The 15,354-nt window shown below is 58.9% G+C and carries 16 protein-coding genes; 7 read left to right on the top strand and 9 right to left on the bottom strand.

What is annotated here, in order from left to right; translation table 11 throughout:
* Positions 1-7: 7 nt before the first annotated feature.
* Positions 8-475: a DoxX family protein gene (locus HDF14_RS07760; protein WP_183975180.1), complete on the bottom strand. Its 468-nt coding sequence runs from the start codon at positions 473-475 to the stop codon at positions 8-10.
* On the bottom strand, positions 472-1,146 hold the full coding sequence (locus HDF14_RS07765; protein ID WP_183975182.1) for an orotate phosphoribosyltransferase: 675 nt from the start codon (positions 1,144-1,146) through the stop codon (positions 472-474). The genes HDF14_RS07760 and HDF14_RS07765 overlap by 4 nt, the downstream gene beginning before the upstream one ends.
* A gap of 259 nt (positions 1,147-1,405) precedes the next feature.
* On the opposite strand from HDF14_RS07765, the gene HDF14_RS07770 reads away from it, so the two are divergent.
* Positions 1,406-2,776 (top strand): HEAT repeat domain-containing protein, encoded by a 1,371-nt coding sequence (locus tag HDF14_RS07770; RefSeq protein ID WP_183975184.1) that lies wholly within the window; start codon positions 1,406-1,408, stop codon positions 2,774-2,776.
* 109 nt (positions 2,777-2,885) lie between these two features.
* On the opposite strand, the gene HDF14_RS07775 is transcribed toward HDF14_RS07770, so the two are convergent.
* Positions 2,886-3,914: a CPBP family intramembrane glutamic endopeptidase gene (locus HDF14_RS07775; RefSeq protein ID WP_183975186.1), complete on the bottom strand. Its 1,029-nt coding sequence runs from the start codon at positions 3,912-3,914 to the stop codon at positions 2,886-2,888.
* Complete coding sequence (gene uvrA / locus HDF14_RS07780; RefSeq protein WP_183975188.1) at positions 3,911-7,033, bottom strand: excinuclease ABC subunit UvrA; 3,123 nt, start codon at positions 7,031-7,033, stop codon at positions 3,911-3,913. The genes HDF14_RS07775 and uvrA overlap by 4 nt, the downstream gene beginning before the upstream one ends.
* A 246-nt stretch (positions 7,034-7,279) precedes the next feature.
* Here uvrA and HDF14_RS07785 point away from each other — a divergent pair, with 246 nt between their 5' ends.
* Positions 7,280-7,450 carry a hypothetical protein gene (locus tag HDF14_RS07785; protein WP_183975615.1) on the top strand — a complete coding sequence of 57 codons (171 nt, stop codon included), beginning with the start codon at positions 7,280-7,282 and terminating at the stop codon, positions 7,448-7,450.
* A gap of 164 nt (positions 7,451-7,614) precedes the next feature.
* Here HDF14_RS07785 and HDF14_RS07790 read toward each other — a convergent pair whose 3' ends face one another.
* On the bottom strand, positions 7,615-8,367 hold the full coding sequence (locus HDF14_RS07790; protein WP_183975190.1) for a hypothetical protein: 753 nt from the start codon (positions 8,365-8,367) through the stop codon (positions 7,615-7,617).
* A 139-nt stretch (positions 8,368-8,506) separates the two neighbouring features.
* Here HDF14_RS07790 and HDF14_RS07795 point away from each other — a divergent pair, with 139 nt between their 5' ends.
* The 4 genes from HDF14_RS07795 (at position 8,507) to HDF14_RS07810 (ending at position 11,776) form a co-directional block, all read left to right on the top strand.
* Complete coding sequence (locus HDF14_RS07795; protein WP_183975192.1) at positions 8,507-8,887, top strand: MGMT family protein; 381 nt, start codon at positions 8,507-8,509, stop codon at positions 8,885-8,887.
* A gap of 104 nt (positions 8,888-8,991) precedes the next feature.
* The gene (locus HDF14_RS07800) at positions 8,992-10,005 is read left to right on the top strand and encodes a hypothetical protein (protein WP_260698109.1); all 1,014 of its coding nucleotides are present in this window, start codon (positions 8,992-8,994) and stop codon (positions 10,003-10,005) included.
* Between the two features lie 145 nt (positions 10,006-10,150).
* On the top strand, positions 10,151-10,801 hold the full coding sequence (locus HDF14_RS07805) for a nitroreductase family protein (protein WP_183975194.1): 651 nt from the start codon (positions 10,151-10,153) through the stop codon (positions 10,799-10,801).
* Positions 10,802-10,819: 18 nt separating this feature from the next.
* Positions 10,820-11,776 (top strand): alpha/beta fold hydrolase, encoded by a 957-nt coding sequence (locus HDF14_RS07810; protein WP_183975196.1) that lies wholly within the window; start codon positions 10,820-10,822, stop codon positions 11,774-11,776.
* 16 nt (positions 11,777-11,792) lie between these two features.
* On the opposite strand, the gene HDF14_RS07815 is transcribed toward HDF14_RS07810, so the two are convergent.
* From HDF14_RS07815 to HDF14_RS07825, 3 genes are all read right to left on the bottom strand, one after another.
* The gene (locus HDF14_RS07815; RefSeq protein ID WP_183975198.1) at positions 11,793-12,401 is read right to left on the bottom strand and encodes a UbiX family flavin prenyltransferase; all 609 of its coding nucleotides are present in this window, start codon (positions 12,399-12,401) and stop codon (positions 11,793-11,795) included.
* A 469-nt stretch (positions 12,402-12,870) separates the two neighbouring features.
* Entirely contained in the window at positions 12,871-13,494 is a 624-nt protein-coding gene (locus tag HDF14_RS07820; RefSeq protein ID WP_183975200.1) for a YkgJ family cysteine cluster protein, read from the bottom strand.
* Between the two features lie 247 nt (positions 13,495-13,741).
* Positions 13,742-13,972 (bottom strand): GIY-YIG nuclease family protein, encoded by a 231-nt coding sequence (locus tag HDF14_RS07825; RefSeq protein ID WP_313899528.1) that lies wholly within the window; start codon positions 13,970-13,972, stop codon positions 13,742-13,744.
* Here HDF14_RS07825 and HDF14_RS27165 point away from each other — a divergent pair.
* Complete coding sequence (locus HDF14_RS27165; protein ID WP_313899515.1) at positions 13,874-14,101, top strand: hypothetical protein; 228 nt, start codon at positions 13,874-13,876, stop codon at positions 14,099-14,101. The two genes, HDF14_RS07825 and HDF14_RS27165, sit on opposite strands and share 99 nt — an antisense overlap.
* A gap of 150 nt (positions 14,102-14,251) precedes the next feature.
* On the opposite strand, the gene HDF14_RS07830 is transcribed toward HDF14_RS27165, so the two are convergent.
* Complete coding sequence (locus tag HDF14_RS07830) at positions 14,252-15,316, bottom strand: SDR family oxidoreductase (RefSeq protein WP_183975202.1); 1,065 nt, start codon at positions 15,314-15,316, stop codon at positions 14,252-14,254.
* Positions 15,317-15,354: the final 38 nt, after the last annotated feature.

Here is a 15,354-nt window from a genome sequence, read left to right on the forward strand (position 1 = left end):
ACGGGGTTTATTGTTGGGAGCGGTGGAGGGCCCAGCGCTGATTGGAGGGAGCGATTAGTAGAGCGATGAAACAGAGGGCAAGAATGGAGTGTTCCAGGGAGGCACCGAAGAACTCCCAGAAAGGTGCCTGAGGACCGGGATAGTTCGAAGAGAAGAGTAACACCAGCATCATGGTCAGACCACCGACGCTTGCCCAGCGGACCAGGACTCCGGTGATAAGGCTGAGAGCGATAAGGAGTTCGGAGATGCTGACGATTGTGCCGAAGAAGATGGAGTGGGGGAGGACGATGTTTCTGAGGAAGGGACGAACGAAGGGGTAGGAGCCTTCGTTGAGGAACTGGGTGATGTATTGGGCCATTCCGATTCGGATGAATCTGGTGCTGGTGAGTTTGTACTCGGCGAAGATGAGGAAGATGAGGCCGATGGAGATGCGAAGGAAGGCGAGCGCTTTGGATTGTTGTTCCGCTGCGCTCATCTCGATTGTTGCTGAGCGATGTGAGCGGCGCGGACGTCGGAGGCGGTGAAGACGGAGTGGAAGGGGACGCCTGGGATCGCGGCTTCGATGTTGGCGCGGCCGCCCTGTTCGCGGTCTACTAGGCAGAGGACTCCGGCGACGTGCATGCCGGCTTCGCGCGTGGCTTCGATGGCGGTGATAGTGGAGCCGCCGGTGGTGCATACGTCGTCGACGATGATGACGTGGGCGCCGGGTTTGAGGAAGCCTTCGATGCGGCGGCCAGTGCCGTGAGTTTTTTCGGCTTTGCGGACGAGGAAGCCGTGGATGAGGGTGGGTGCGGGGCCTTCGTCGCTGCGTTCGTCGGGGTCGAGCTCGAGGGCGTCGGAGAGTTCGGCGATCTCTTTGTAGTCGGCGAGAGCCCAGGCGCTGGCGCTGGCGGTGTTGGAGACCAGAGGGTCGGCGCCCATGGTAAGGCCGCCTACGGCTTCGATCTTTTCCGGGTTGGGGAGGATCTCGCGGATTAGGTCGTAGAGGACGAGGCCGGAGAGGCGGCCGCCTTCGGCGTGGAGGGTGGTGATGCGGCAGTCGATGTAGTAGTCCGACTTCTGGCCGCTGGCGAGGGTGAAATCACCTAGCTTGAAGGAGTGGGTGGCGATGAGATTGAGGAGGGTCGTACGGCTGTCGGTTGGCATATCAGGGTCGATTGTAGAGCAGGTTGTGACGTTGCGATTCGGAAGGTTTACATCTCCATCGCCTGAGTATAAATTACTTGGAATCAGTAAGTTGCCATAAATGGAAGGCGGTAAAACTTCGTAACAAAGGGGTTGCGGACAAAAGCCTCATAACAAATGGGTTACAAGAGAACGCTTGCCGATTTGATTAGTGCTAGCATTACTGCCGTTTCAAATTCGGCGATGTGTCTCATAGACAGGGTGCGACATGGAGAATGGAATGTCTACAAGGCAACTCCATTTACGGAGTGGGATGTTGGGAGTCCTGCACATCGCGGTATGGTGTGCACTGCTGGTAGGTATTGTACACGGGCAAGCTTCGCAGGACCAAGTTGACGAGGCCCTTAGCCAGAAAGTCCGCAGCGTGATTGGACACCTAAAGGAGGGTGTTTACGGTCCGGCGACTCAAGAGCAGACTGCCGAGGCAGAGGCGGGACAGCTTGTTCCAATCCTCGAAGCACGGTTTGCGACGAGCCAGGATGCGGTGGTGAAGGCGAGAGTCGCGCGTGCTTTAGTGGATCTGGTTGACAAGGGCAATGCGTACTGGGACTTTCTGGTACAGCAGGCGAAGTTGGCGATTGAGAGCGATGCTCCGTCTACACAGTGCTACTCGTCAACGAACTGCACGGGACATGCAGCGTATGTAGTGTGGGCCCGCGCCCATAACGCTCCTCAAGACTCACAGGCAGAGATGGAGTTGCAATGGCTTCTGGAGGAGAGAGTTCAGGGGGTATTTGGTGATCCGAGAGGGATTTCATTACTCCGCGAAGCTCTCAAGTCACCTAACATCAACGTCGTCTGGGCAGGGGCGGACGGACTGACGCGTGCTCTTGACAAGGATTCGATTCCGTTGATTGTCGAAGCATGCAAGCGATTCCATGGAGAGGAGGTGCCGTTAATCTCGCATACTCTAAGACAATTTATGAGAGATCCTGATGCGCGAACTGCTGCTCGAGCCGGTGAGGAACAGTGTGTGCCTCCTCCGCCTCCGCTTGATCCCGCAGAGAACCTTGCCATCCTGAAGAAAACCTTTTTGAACACTCAGGATGAGCTTGATAAGGCGCGAACTGCGAGCGCTTTGATTAGCCTCGGAGACAAGGACGATATCTACTGGGATTTTCTGTTGCGGCTGGAGACATCGTTGCTGGAAGGAGAAGTCTCGTCTGCTGTGAAGAGCGATTCGCAGGGAAAGCCAATCGAGTGGCCTTCGTCAGATGAGGCGTGGGCCAAGCAGGATCGAGAGCTTAACGAGATGCTGACGTTCGTTGAAATCGTGGATGCAACTCGGGACCCCAGGGGAATACGTCTCCTTCGAAGAGCTCTTTCATCCCCTAATTCTGAGACTCAGAATATTGCGGCTAGCGGACTGGCCCGAGCGCAGGATAAGGATTCGGTTTCACTGATCATTGACGTGTGCAAGAATGCGCCGCCGGATGTGGCATCTGTTATTGCAGCGAATGCGTTGGTGTATTTCGACGATCCTCGGGCGCAGAGTGCGGCGGATCAGTACCTTTCCAAGGATGCCGCTAAATTTGCTCGCGAGGAGAAGGCGAACGGGATTGGTCCTCTTGGGCCGTGGCCTCCGAAATAGGAAGACAATCGCGTGAGCGGTTTGTCCCACTGCTATGTGCGTGGCAGTTGCACCGCACTACGTGAGGCAGGTTGTCGGAATTAGTGACTGAGTGAACTGGGAGACTTTGCTAGCGGTTCATGCGGTCGAGGTGGCGGTAGCCGCCTGTGGCGATGAAGGCGGTGAGGAAGATGGTGAAGTTGTAGCTGGCGTGGATGAGTGTTGAGGCAAGGACAGAGCGGAGGCGGATGCGGACGGCGCTGAGGATGAGCGAGACGCAGAAGAGCAAGAGAATAACGGGCCAGGTAAAGGCTGTCTGCTGTCCGTGGAGGAGGGCGAAGAGGATGCTGGTGAAGACGGCGGAGAAGACGAAGGCGGGCGTGGAGATTTTGTTGTTGGAGTGCCAGAACTCGCGGGCGGCCGGGGTGCGGGGGAGCGAGAGCCAGTCGTAGGCGATGGCTACGGCGGGAAGGAGGAAGCCGCGGAATAGGATCTCTTCAAAGAGCGGTGCGACGAGCACGCCGAAGAGGGTGACGAGCCAGACATCGGACGGGGTGCGGAAGAAGTCGTCCATGGGGATGTCTTTGGGGATGGCGATGACGGATGAGATCGCCTGGATCGCGAAGGAGAGAGTCAGGCCGAGGGGGATGAGGCGGAGCGCATTGCGTCGGGCAGCGTCGGGGTTGGCATCGATGCCGGTGATGAAGGGGCGTTTCCATAGGAGCGGGAAGACGAACCAGGAGACGGCCAGGGTGAGGATGTAGGTCAGCGCTTCGGTGCCGATGAGGAGTTTGGGTGGGATCGAAGAGATTGCCGATGCCTTGTTGCCAATTGCGGATGGTTTGGCGACGCCGAGGATGAGGAGTTGGGTGAGGAAGAGAAAGAGGCCGGTGATGGCGAGGAAGAGGAGCGCGTGACCGAGGTTTGGGATGCGGTGGGGGGCATCTTCCGGAGCGTCGTTGGGGGTGTTGTCCATGGGAGGCTGGAGGATGGCCTCGCCTTCGGGAAGGATGGGGCGGACCACGGGAGCATCGGATTGGCTGCGGGTTTGGGGCGGTGCGGGTGGGAGAAAGAACGTGGTCGGGTTGCGCACTTCGCCCGATTGGGACGAAGGGTTCTCCTGGGCTGAGGTAGCGGGGGTCGGGGTGAGATCGCTCATGCTTTTTTCGTGCGTGGGACCGGTTTTGCGGGCGGTACTTTCTTTCCGGATTCTTTGGTCGAAGATGCTGTGCTTATTGTGGACTTCTTTGCGGGTTTTGGCTTGATGCTTTTGGGGGATCTTTCAGCAGGTTTGGTAGCGCTGGCTTTGGCGAGGCCGGTTTTCTTTTCGGGGGCCGTGAATTTGCCCTTTGGTTGTTTGATCGCGTCGGCGCGGGCTGCGATGCTGGCGGGCTGGGGACCGGCGTGGCTGGTGCCGTTGCGGCTGGCGAAGTTGGAGTTGTGCGAGGTGTAGTAGCGGGCGAGGAAGCTGCCGGTGTGGGAGGCGGCGACGGTGGCGATCTGCTCGGGCGTGCCGTGGGCGATGATGCGGCCGCCGCCTTCGCCGCCCTCGGGGCCCATGTCGAGGATGTAGTCGGCGTTGCGGATGATGTCGAGGTTGTGCTCGATGATGATGACGGTGTTGCCGAGGTCGGTGAGGCGGTGGAGGACTTCGAGGAGCTTGCGGACGTCGTCGAAGTGGAGGCCGGTGGTGGGCTCGTCGAGGAGGTAGAGGGTGCGGCCGGTTTGGCGCTTGGAGAGTTCGCGGGCCAGCTTCATGCGCTGGGCTTCGCCGCCGGAGAGGGTGGTGGCGGATTGGCCGAGGTGGATGTAACCGAGGCCTACGTCGACTAGGGTTTGGAGCTTGATGTTTACTGTGGGGATGTCTTTTAAGATCGGGACGGCGTCGGCGATGGGGAGGTCGAGGAGGTCGGCGATGGAGTAGCCGTTGAACTTTACGGAGAGGGTTTCCTGATTGTAACGACGTCCATTACATACCTCGCAGAGGACGTAGACGTCGGGAAGGAAGTTCATCTCGATGCGGCGCTGGCCTTCCCCCTGGCAGGCTTCGCAGCGTCCACCTTGCACGTTGAAGGAGAAGCGGCCGGGCTTGTAGCCACGCTCGCGTGATTCGGGGAGCATGGCGAAGAGGTCGCGGATCGCGGTGAAGACGCCGGTGTAGGTGGCGGGATTGCTGCGTGGGGTTCGGCCGATGGGGGACTGGTCGATCTGGATGACTTTGTCAAGCTGATCGATGCCGATGACTTTGCCGTGCTGGCCGGGCTCTTCGCGGGAGCCGTAGAGTTCCTTTGCGAGGGAGCGGTACAGGATGTCGTTGACGAGAGTGGATTTTCCGCTGCCGCTGACGCCGGTGATGACGGTCATGACGCCGAGGGGAAAGTGGGCGGTGACGTTTTGGAGGTTGTGGGAGTGGGCGTTCTCGACGGTGACCCAGTTGTTGGTGAGAGCGCGGGGCTCGGCGCGGGCTACGATTTCGATTTTGCCGGCGAGGTATTGGCCGGTGATGGACGCGGGGTTGTCCATGATCTGCTGAGGGGTGCCGTCGGCGATGAGGATGCCGCCGTTTTTGCCGGCGCCGGGGCCGAGGTCGAGGACGTAGTCGGCTTTGCGGATGGTGTCTTCGTCGTGCTCGACGACCAGGACGGTGTTGCCGAGGTCGCGGAGGTCTTCGAGTGCGTTGATGAGTCGCTGGTTGTCGCGCTGGTGGAGGCCGATAGAGGGCTCGTCGAGGACGTAGAGGACGCCGCGTAGTTTGGAGCCGATTTGGGTGGCTAGGCGGATGCGCTGGCCTTCGCCGCCGGAGAGGGTGGCGGCGGAGCGGTCGAGCGCGAGGTAGCCAAGGCCGACGGCGTTGAGGAATTCGAGCCGCTCGATGATCTCGCGCTGGAGGCGGTCGGCGATGATGCGGTCGCGGCCGACGAAGTTCATGTTGCGGGCGGAGGTGAGGGCGCGTTCGAGGGGGAGGGCGGTGAAGTCGGCGATGGATGCGCCGTTTACGGTGACGGCGAGAGATTCGGGGCGGAGGCGGCGGCCTTTGCAGACGGGGCAGATGGTCGCGGACATGTACTGCATCATGTACTCGCGGTAGCCTTCGGATTTGGTGTCTTCGAGGTTGGAGCGGAGGTATTCGAAGATGCCGTGGAAGCCGGTGCGTCCGGCTTCGGCGCGTGGGGGGCCGTAGAGGAAGAGATTTTGTTGCTCGGTGGTGAGGTCCTCGAAGGGGGGCTTGATGTTGATCTTGGTTTTCTCGGCGAAGAGCTTGATGAGGCGGAGGAGGTAGGCGGAGCCGCTGCCGGGGCCCATGGCTCCGTCGAGGAGGGGCTTGGACCAGTCGGTGATGGTCTTGGCGGGGTCGAAGTCGTAGATGCTGCCGAGGCCGTGGCAGTTGGGGCAGGCACCGTAGTTGGAGTTGAAGGAGAAGCTGCGGGGCTCGAGGCGGGGGACGTTGATGCCGCAGTCGGGGCAGGCCATCGAGGAGGAGTAGAGGGTCTCTTCCTGCTCGCGGGTGTTGGGGTTCTGGATGCCGATGAGGACGAGGCCGTTCGCCATCTGAAGGGCCTTGGTGACGGAGGTCTCGAGGCGGCGGGTGTCGTATTTAGGCGCGGCGTTGGCGAGGGCGGCGTTGGTGTTGTCGGGTGGGAGGGGTTTGAGGATGATGCGGTCGACTACGGCTTCGATGGTGTGGTTCTTGCGTTTTTCGAGGCGCATGCCTTCGGTTAGCTCGGTCATCTCGCCGTCGATCCGGGCGCGGAAGCCTTGCTGGTCGAGGGCTTCGAGCTCTTCGCGGAACTCACCTTTTCGGCCGCGGACGATGGGAGCGTAGACGGTGATGCGTTCGCCGGGGGAGAGGGCGGCGATGCGTTCGACGATCTGCTCGGCGGACTGGCGGGTGATGGGGCGGTGGCAGTTGGGGCAGTGGGGCTGGCCTACGCTGGCGTACAAAAGCCTCAGATAATCATAGATCTCGGTGATGGTGCCGACGGTGGATCGGGGGCTGCGGGAAGTGGTTTTTTGTTCGATGGAGATGGCGGGGGAGAGGCCGTCGATGGCGTCGACGTCGGGGCGCTCCATCTGGTCTAAGAATTGTCTGGCGTACGCCGATAAGGTTTCTACGTAGCGGCGTTGGCCTTCGGCGTAGATCGTGTCGAAGGCGAGGGAGGATTTTCCGGAGCCGGAGAGGCCGGTGACCACGGTGAGTGTATTGCGCGGGATGCTGACGTCGACGTTGCGGAGATTGTGCTGGCGAGCGCCGCGGACGGTGATGTGTGTAATGCCCATGTGAGTTCTGTGGCGGTGTTCGGCCAAGTCTCTAGAATACGGCATTTTGGGGGGAGGCATTTCGGACAGGTGCGAGGGCTGGTTCGGCTGGTACAACCCCGGAATGGGAATTATGTATCCGAAGGAACAACAAGAGCCACTTTCGGGTCATTGTAATGGCACGTAAGTTTGCAACAATAGCCGAGATGTAAAAAGTTCGGTCGCCGGAAAAAGGCCAGCGACTAATGAATTCGAGGGTTGGGTGTGATGACGTCGATTATGTTGGTCTGTGCGGTGTTGGCTTCGCTGGCTGTGGGTGTTCTGGTGGCTTATGGGGTCTGTATTGCCATGTTTCGCGCATTCCACATGCATGCCCGTCAGGTGGCAGGAAACGCGGCCCGTCGAGTGGCGGCGACTGCTCAGGTCGCGAAGAGCTAAGGTTTCGATCTCTTAGAAGATAGCAGTAGCGCCTTCCGCTTCCGCCGGACGGTGCATCTCAAGTATTCGATCGACAAATCCTAAAATTCAATGGTCTCGCAGACCGAGTCTGGCCGAAATGTTTCAGGCGAGATGCTGACAGTTGCCGGTTGCTTCCTTGGAGGCTATTGAGGCGGAGTTTGCTGGCGGAGATGCTGGAGCTGCTCATAGATCTGCTGGGGAGTTTTGACTCCGTTGGGGGAGTCTGGCTGGGACGCGTCTGAAGGAGAGGACGTGCTGGGTGCGGCGGGAACGATTGGCGGCGCGGTCCTGTTGCGATCAATCGTCCCCTCGCCGACGGGCTGAGATTGTTCGGGGGCGGATTGAGAGTCCTGTGAATCGGCTTTGTCTTCGTCGGCAGCATTCGGGTTGGGTGGAGTTGGACCGCCCTGACGTGGGGTGAGGATAAGCTCTTGCACGGCGTCGCCATCGTGTTTCACGAGGATCATGTTGCTGCCTGTGCCGTCCAGGAGCTCGGCGAGAATCTGACCTGGCGCGGCGGGACCGTATCTCCCGAAGACGCGCTCATCCGTAACGCCTCCTGTGATCTTGATGCCGGTGTCATGGGAGATCTGCCGGAGGATCTGGTTGAGGCTGGAGTTGTCAGCCGAGACCGAGAGGCTGCCGTTGGCCAAGGTGACTTGAGCGCGCTTTGGCTGTTGCTGGGAGGGAGTGAGCGGGATCGTGGGCTCAATGGTGGGGGGAGTTGGCGGCAAGGTGGACGCGGCCTGAACGGGCGCGGAGGGTTTGGGCTGAGTAGTGGGAGCCGACTGCGCGGACAACAGGGCGGCGGACGCGAAGCTCGAATAGAGGATGAAACGAATTTGCCCGATGCTCTGCATGTAGTTGTAGGACGCGCTGCGGCGAAGAAATGTCATCGCCGTGAAGAGCTCTTGTACAGTTTATCGCGGATGCCCTTCGGGCAGCGAATTTCCGTGAATCGGATGGCCGTTTGCGGGGCTTTGGACGAGTCAGGTAAGGTGCTCCGTCCGTTGACGCTCTGATAGAGTTTTGGTCATGCGCGCGACGGTTGTTCCGCAGAACCTGAAACGAAGAATTCTGAAAGAGTCGCTACGCGAAGACGGGCAACGAGATGCGGCTTTTCGTCGCATGATTCGTTCGGTTCCCAAGGGCAAGGTTTCAACGTATGGCAAGGTAGCGGCGGCGGCTGGCTATCCTTTGTACCATCGTGCGGTGGCACGGCTGCTGCACCAGGCTCCTCTTCAGGGACTGCCCTGGCAGCGCATTGTCGGCGCTGGAGGCGAGATCAAGCTAAGGGGCGAAGCTGCAGCGGAACAGCGGTTCCGACTGGGCATGGAGGGCGTAAAGTTTCGCGGCAAACGCGTCAATATGGAGATATATGAACACGCGCTTCGTAGCTGGGAGACGCTGGACTAAGGCTTCGGCTGTTGGATGTGTGGGAGTAGCTGTAGACTGGGATGGCCCTTTTGCGCGTCTCAAATGGGGTATCGAGGCTCCGTAAGAGGTTGATGGTGGACGTGATGATGAGATTGAAGATTGGATTGCTGACGGTGGGGCTGCTTGTGGCCGGGGTTGCGTCCGCGGAGGTGTGCACGACACAGTCGCAGATGACGGGCGCGGAGCGAGAGGCTCTAGCTGCAGCGGCGCGTGGGCTGGCAGGGAAGGTTCAGGCCGGTGACGTGAACGGTTTGCGTGCCGCTACTGCAGCGGAATATGCCAAGGATTTTGGTGGTATTGGCGAGGTTGTGAACAGCACCGCGGCGCATGTGAAGGGTGGCTCGCTGAAGGTGGAACAGGTTTATCTGCTGGATGGGACTGAACTGAAGCGCGCTGCGGACGGGTCGGTGCCGGACGCACAGTTTTTCTGTTCGCTGAATAAGACGTCGGCGGAGGCAGATTTTATTATCTCGGGGCTGGCACCGGGGCGCTATGGGTTTGCGATGGTGGACGTTCCGGATGGCGCTGCTCCGTGGCGGTTGTCGTTTCTGCTGCGGCAGGACCAGGGGCAGTGGGTGATGGCAGGGTTTTATCCGAAGCCTTTGATGGCGGCGGGTCATGACGGGCTTTGGTACTGGACGCAGGCGCGTTCGATGACGGCGCAGAAAGAGCATTGGAATGCGTGGCTCTACTACCAGCAGGCGGAGAGTCTGCTGCGGCCTGCGAATTTTATTCAGAGCACGCATCTGGAGAAGTTGAAGGCTGAGGAGACTGCGGCTGCACCACCTGCGTTGTCGGAGGGCGTGAGTGCGGAGTCGCCGCTGGTGGTGAAGGGGCCGGATGGAGTGGAGTACCGTTTTACCGCGTTGGGTGTGGATGACTCGCTGGGTAATGACAAGGTCGACGTCACGGCGCATCTGAAGTTGGAGCAGGTGGGAGATGCGGCGACTGCGAGGAAGCATAACTCGGATGCGATGACTGCGCTGTTGGCTGCGTATCCGGAGTTGAGGAAGCCGTTTCACGGCGTGTGGATGATTGCAGAGGCTCCTGGGCAGAGTGCATTTGCGACCGAAGAGGCGATGAGCCAGATTCACTGAGGACAGTTCGCGGTCTTCTGACGAGTGTTTGATCGGGTAGTGATATGTTGAGAATCGTTTCTGCAGGACGGTAAGAGATGCAGGGTAGGATGACTCACCTTCCAGGTTAGAACTGGCACTCTATTGATAGGTAAGAAAGAGAACAATGACAAAACTAAAAAAGACACTCAGTCAGGCAATCCAGGAACGTAGAGCGACACCAAGTTTTGATGGAACGCCGATTCCGGCGGAGGACCTGCGCCAGATTCTGGATGCGGGGTTGCATGCACCGAGCGGATACAATCTTCAGCCTTGGCGGTTTGTGGTGGTGCAGTCGGCGGAGCAGAAGAAGAAGCTGCGTGGCGCGAGCTATAACCAGGGTAAGGTTGAAGAGGCCTCGGCGGTGATTGTGGCCTGCGGCGATAGTGATGGGTGGCGGAAGGATTTGGACCTGATCCTCGAGAAGGGGCGTAAGGGCGGGATGCCGGAGAGCTATGCGGCGCAGGCACAGAGCAGCGTTCCGAATTACATGTCGAGCTTCAGTAGCGGGCAGATGCAGGGATGGTTGAACAAGCAGGTGATGCTGGCGTTTACGCACATGCTGTTGATGGCCGAGGTGATGGGCTACGACACCGCGCCGATGGAGGGGTTCGAGCAGGACAAGGTGCATGAAGTGCTGCGGCTTCCGCTGAGCTATTGGGTGGTGGCGCTGCTGGCGATTGGACATGTGAATGGCTCGGACAAGTTCGATGGCGGGCGATTTGAGATGGGACATACGGTGTTTGGAGAAGAGTTTGGCAAGCCGCTGAAGGTGTAGTGCGGAGAAGACTGGGCTATGAAGCTTGCACTGCGCGTTGTGGCTTTTCTTTTGCTTGTGGTTGTCGCGGCCGGGTTGATCTTTTATCGGTATCCGCTTTGGGTTGCGGATCAGCATACTCGATTTCACCTTTGGCGCCGCGGCGTGAAGAGCGAGTACGTCGAGGCTGGGGGATACAGGCTTCATTATTTTGAGGCTGGGCCAGCGGGTGGAGGTGGGACGCCGCTGGTGCTTGTGCATGGGCTGGGAGCTCGGGTTGAGGATTGGGGGGCGATGATTCCGGCGCTGGCGGCGCAGGGATTTCATGTGTATGCGCCCGATCTGCTGGGATATGGAAGGTCGCCGAAGCCCGATGTGAGTTACTCGATCTCGCTGCAGGAGCAGACAGTGGCTCAGTTCATGCAGGCGGTGCATGTTCCCAGTGCGGATGTTGGTGGGTGGTCGATGGGTGGGTGGATCGTGATGAAGCTGGCGCTGGATCATCCGGAGATCGTGGACCGGCTGATTGTGTATGACAGCGCGGGCGTGTATTTTCCAGCTGCGTTCGAGCCGGATTTGTTTACTCCGCATGATATCGCGGGAGTGAGGAAGTTGATTTCGATGTTGACTCCGAATCCTCGGCACGTTCCTGACTTTGCAGCGGAGGCGATGGTGCGGAAGCTGCAGAGGAATGCGTGGGTATTGAATCGAAGTACAGCCTCGATGATTACGGGGAAGGATCTGCTGGATTTTCGGTTACATAATATTTCGCAGCCTATGTTGATTGTGTGGGGCTCGAAGGATGAGCTGATTCCGCTGGCTTCGGGGGAGACGATACATCGCAGCGTGCCGCAGTCTGTGTTGGACATTATCGAAGGGTGCGGGCACCTGGCTCCCGCGGAGTGTGCGAAGCCCGTGCTTGAGGGGACCGTTGAGTTTTTGCGGTCGGAGCCACCGATGCACGGTGGGGAGAGAACTTTTCCCACAGGCTATTGATCGCGATGCGTTTCGACTAGTCGGGTTGCCACTGGTAGGCGTTGGGTTGGGGCAGGCCGATGTGGGCGAGGACCCGGTGGACGAAGTTGCGAGCCATCTCTTGGGTGCTTTGCGGGTGGTTGTAGAGGGTGGGGATGGCAGGGAAGATGGTGGCGCCGGCGTCGGAGGCTAACTGCATATTGCGGATGTGGATACGGTTGAATGGGGTTTCGCGGATGCAGAGGACGAGGGGCCGGTTTTCTTTTAGGCAGACGTCGGCGGCGCGGTGGATGAGGTTTTGTGCGAGGCCGTTTGCGATGGACGCAAGGGTGCCCATGGAGCAGGGGAGGACGATCATCGCGTCGGTGGGATAGCTGCCGCTGGCGATGTTGGCTCCGATGTCGGTTTCGGCGTGTTGCTGGAGTTTGGGGCAGGGAGCGCCGAGGAGCTTTTCGGCGAGGTCGTTGCGTCCGCTGAGGTGAAGCTCTTCGGCGAAGACGCGGAGGGCACTGTCGGATGCGACGAAGTTGATCTTGGTGACGCGGGTGTCAGCGGCGAGGGCGCGGAGGATCTCGGCGGCGTAGATGCTGCCGCTGGCTCCGGTGACGGCTAACGTGATGTTGGTCGGTTCTGACACGGGTTTCATTATCGCCGATCGGTGAGGGGTACCCCCGTATTGCCTGCGTGTAAGTTATTTATTTTGAGTGGTTTGCGTGGTGTGGTCCCGTGCAAATTAGTCTAAATAAAGGACTTGCGTCCAAATTTGTCCAAACAATAGGGTTACGCGGTCTTCCTTTGGTCGGCAAAAGAAAAATGGCCCAACAATGTCTGGGCCACTGCTCTTATATTCTTCTATTTCTATTTTAGAGTATTGAGGCAAACTGATACGCCAGCTTTCGGGCGTTTATTTTTGCGGCGTAAAGCTTTTGTTTGTCAGCGTTTCGTGCGATGGATTGCGTCGGTGCGTGAGTATTGGGGCTTGACAGCAAACCGATCCGCGATGGTTTACGGACGACAGGAAATAAAAAACAAAGACGAAATACGGAGGTCTCTCCACTTCGCCGTGAGATAAAACTGCATGGCTTCGGTCGAGATGACTATGTTTAGAGAGGTTCTCAAGGGTGCGGGGCAGGAGAGCGTAATGCGTAGGCGATGAGGGTTTGGCCGTGAAGGTTATGGGTGGTGTTGAAGGCCTCGTTGCTGGCTTCTTCTTTGGCTGGGATGGTGGGGTCTAGTTCGCAGGCGGCGATCTCTTCGGTAGTGGCGTGGATGAAGCAGAGCTCGCAGGTGGCGAGGTTGACTTCGCCGTTGTCGCCATCGCTGCGCATGGGTGGGCCGAAGGTGCGGCAGAGAATAGGCCGGTGTTCGTAGAGGTCGCAGGTGCCGGTGGTCAGGTCGAGGACGGGGCAGGGTTCGTCGTTGGCGAACTCTTCGAAGAGGATGGCGGCTTCGTGGTCTTCGTTGAGGATGCCGGTGGTGAGGTCGCCGGGGAACCATGGGTCGAGGCGGGTGAGGGATTCGGCTACTCTTGCGTGGATGCGTGAGGCTCTTTCGGGGTCAGTTGTTTCGAGGATTGCCAGGCCTTCGTGAAGGCGAGCTCCGTCTTCGTGGGCGATGGGGAAGACGCCGATGCAGCATTGGGAACAGCCGGGGTGGCATACGAGGTGGCGGCCTCCGCGTTTGTAGGCGTCGGCTACTGCGGTGTCTACGATTTGGACGAATTGATCCGTGGGGAGCATGGGTTGATTATCTGCGGGCGTGATCGCGATGGATAGCAGTGGCGATAGTGGATTTGCGGCTAGATATGGCTTTTGGCGATTTCGGATATTAGATGGGGCAAAACAACTGCAACCGCAGATTCCTCCGCTTCGCTGCGGAATGACAAACAAAAGAACAAGCAACTGCAACCGCCAATCCCTTTGCGATGCAATCAGTAAGGCTTACAGAGGCAAGAGCAACTGCACGCGTGGAATAACAGTCGTGATGCTACCAATTGTGGGCTAGGTCTTCCCAGGTTTGGTTTGTTGCTTGGATCAGTTCTAATTTCTTTTCGCGAGTCCAGTCTTTCAATTTCTTTTCGCGTGCGATGGCATTTAGAACGTAGGTGAAGTGTTCGTAGTGGACGAGACGATTGATGTTGTAGCGGGCGGTGTAGGTGGCGGTGGGAGCCGTTCGGTGTTCGGCTACTCGGCGAAAGATGTTGTTGGTGAAGCCTATGTAGAGTTCGTGGGAGCGGCTGGCCAGGATGTAGACCTAAAAATGGTATTGGCGAAGCGGCATTGCGGCAGGATATCCAAAGGCAAAAGCAACTGCAACCGCAGATTCCTCCGCTTCGCTGCGGAATGACAAGAGAACAGGCAACAGCAAGGCACCGCAGATCCCTACGGGACGACAAACAAAAGAACAGGCAAAGCGGAGGCGACTGCAACCGCCGATTACTTCGATTTGCGTCGGCACGACAACAAAAGAACAGGAGCCGTTTTCGACGACGTAGTGTTAGGGGATGATACGGTCGTGGCGTAGGCGGGCGAAGAGGTCGAAGAAGCTGTCGTCGGTGGCTTGGTAGTCGAGGAAGCCTAGTTTGCGGCTTTTGCTCATGTCGGTGACGACTTCGATGGGACGGCCGAGGTCGGCGTCGGTGTGCCATGCGGAGATGAGTTGGTTGATGTCGGACTCGATGAGGTTGTGGGATTTTGCGATGTTGTGCCAGATGTCTTCGGTGCCGGCTAGTTGTTGTTCGAGTGGGGTTCCTTCTCCGGGGAAGGGAGCGGATTCGATGCCGAACCAGTCGGCGAGGCGAGGCCACATCCAGCTCCAGCGGAAGACGTCGCCGTTGACTACGTTGAAGGCATGGTCACGTGCTTGAGGTGTGGTTGCAGCCCACTCGAGATGGCGTGCGAGGAGTCTTGCATCGGTCATGTCGGTTAGGCCGTGCCACTGAGTCGCTGAGCCGGGGAAGAGGAAGGGGTGGCCGGTTTCGCGACAGATGTTTGCGTAGACGGCCAGGGTGACGCCCATGTTCATCGCGTTGCCTAAGGCGTAGCCGATGATGGTGTGGGGACGATGGACGCTCCAGTTGAAGTTGTGGCGCTCGGCTGCGGCGAAGACCTCGTCTTCCTGGGCGTAGTAGAAGTTTTCGATGTCGAGGCGGGGCTGCTCTTCGCGGAATGGTGTGGCGGGGAGTGCGCCTTTGCCATAGGCCTCGAATGGGCCGAGGTAGTGTTTGAGGCCTGTCACGAGAGCAACGTGGCGGACGGATTCAGCGGGCGCGACGGCTTCGAGGAGGTTGCGCACCATGGCGGAGTTGACGCGGATATTTTCGGCTTCGGTTGGTTGGCGGAGCCAGGTCGTGATGAAGATGTGCGAGGGCTTGAGATGAGAGACTGCAGCGCGCAAGGCGGTGGGGTCAAGGAGATCGGCGGAGATGAAGTTGACATCGTCGATGGTGTTCGAGGCGCGCCGGGCGAGGCCGTGAACCTGCCAGCCGTTGGCGAGGAGTTGTTGGGCGAGGTTGTTGCCGACGATGCCTGTGACTCCAGCGATGAGCGCGGTACGGGACATGAGAGATCCTTTGAGTCAGGTGGCTGACTATGGTTGGA

It is taken from the genome of Tunturiibacter gelidiferens (assembly GCF_014201335.1).
In the GTDB taxonomy this organism is placed as follows: Bacteria; Acidobacteriota; Terriglobia; order Terriglobales; family Acidobacteriaceae; genus Edaphobacter; species Edaphobacter lichenicola_E.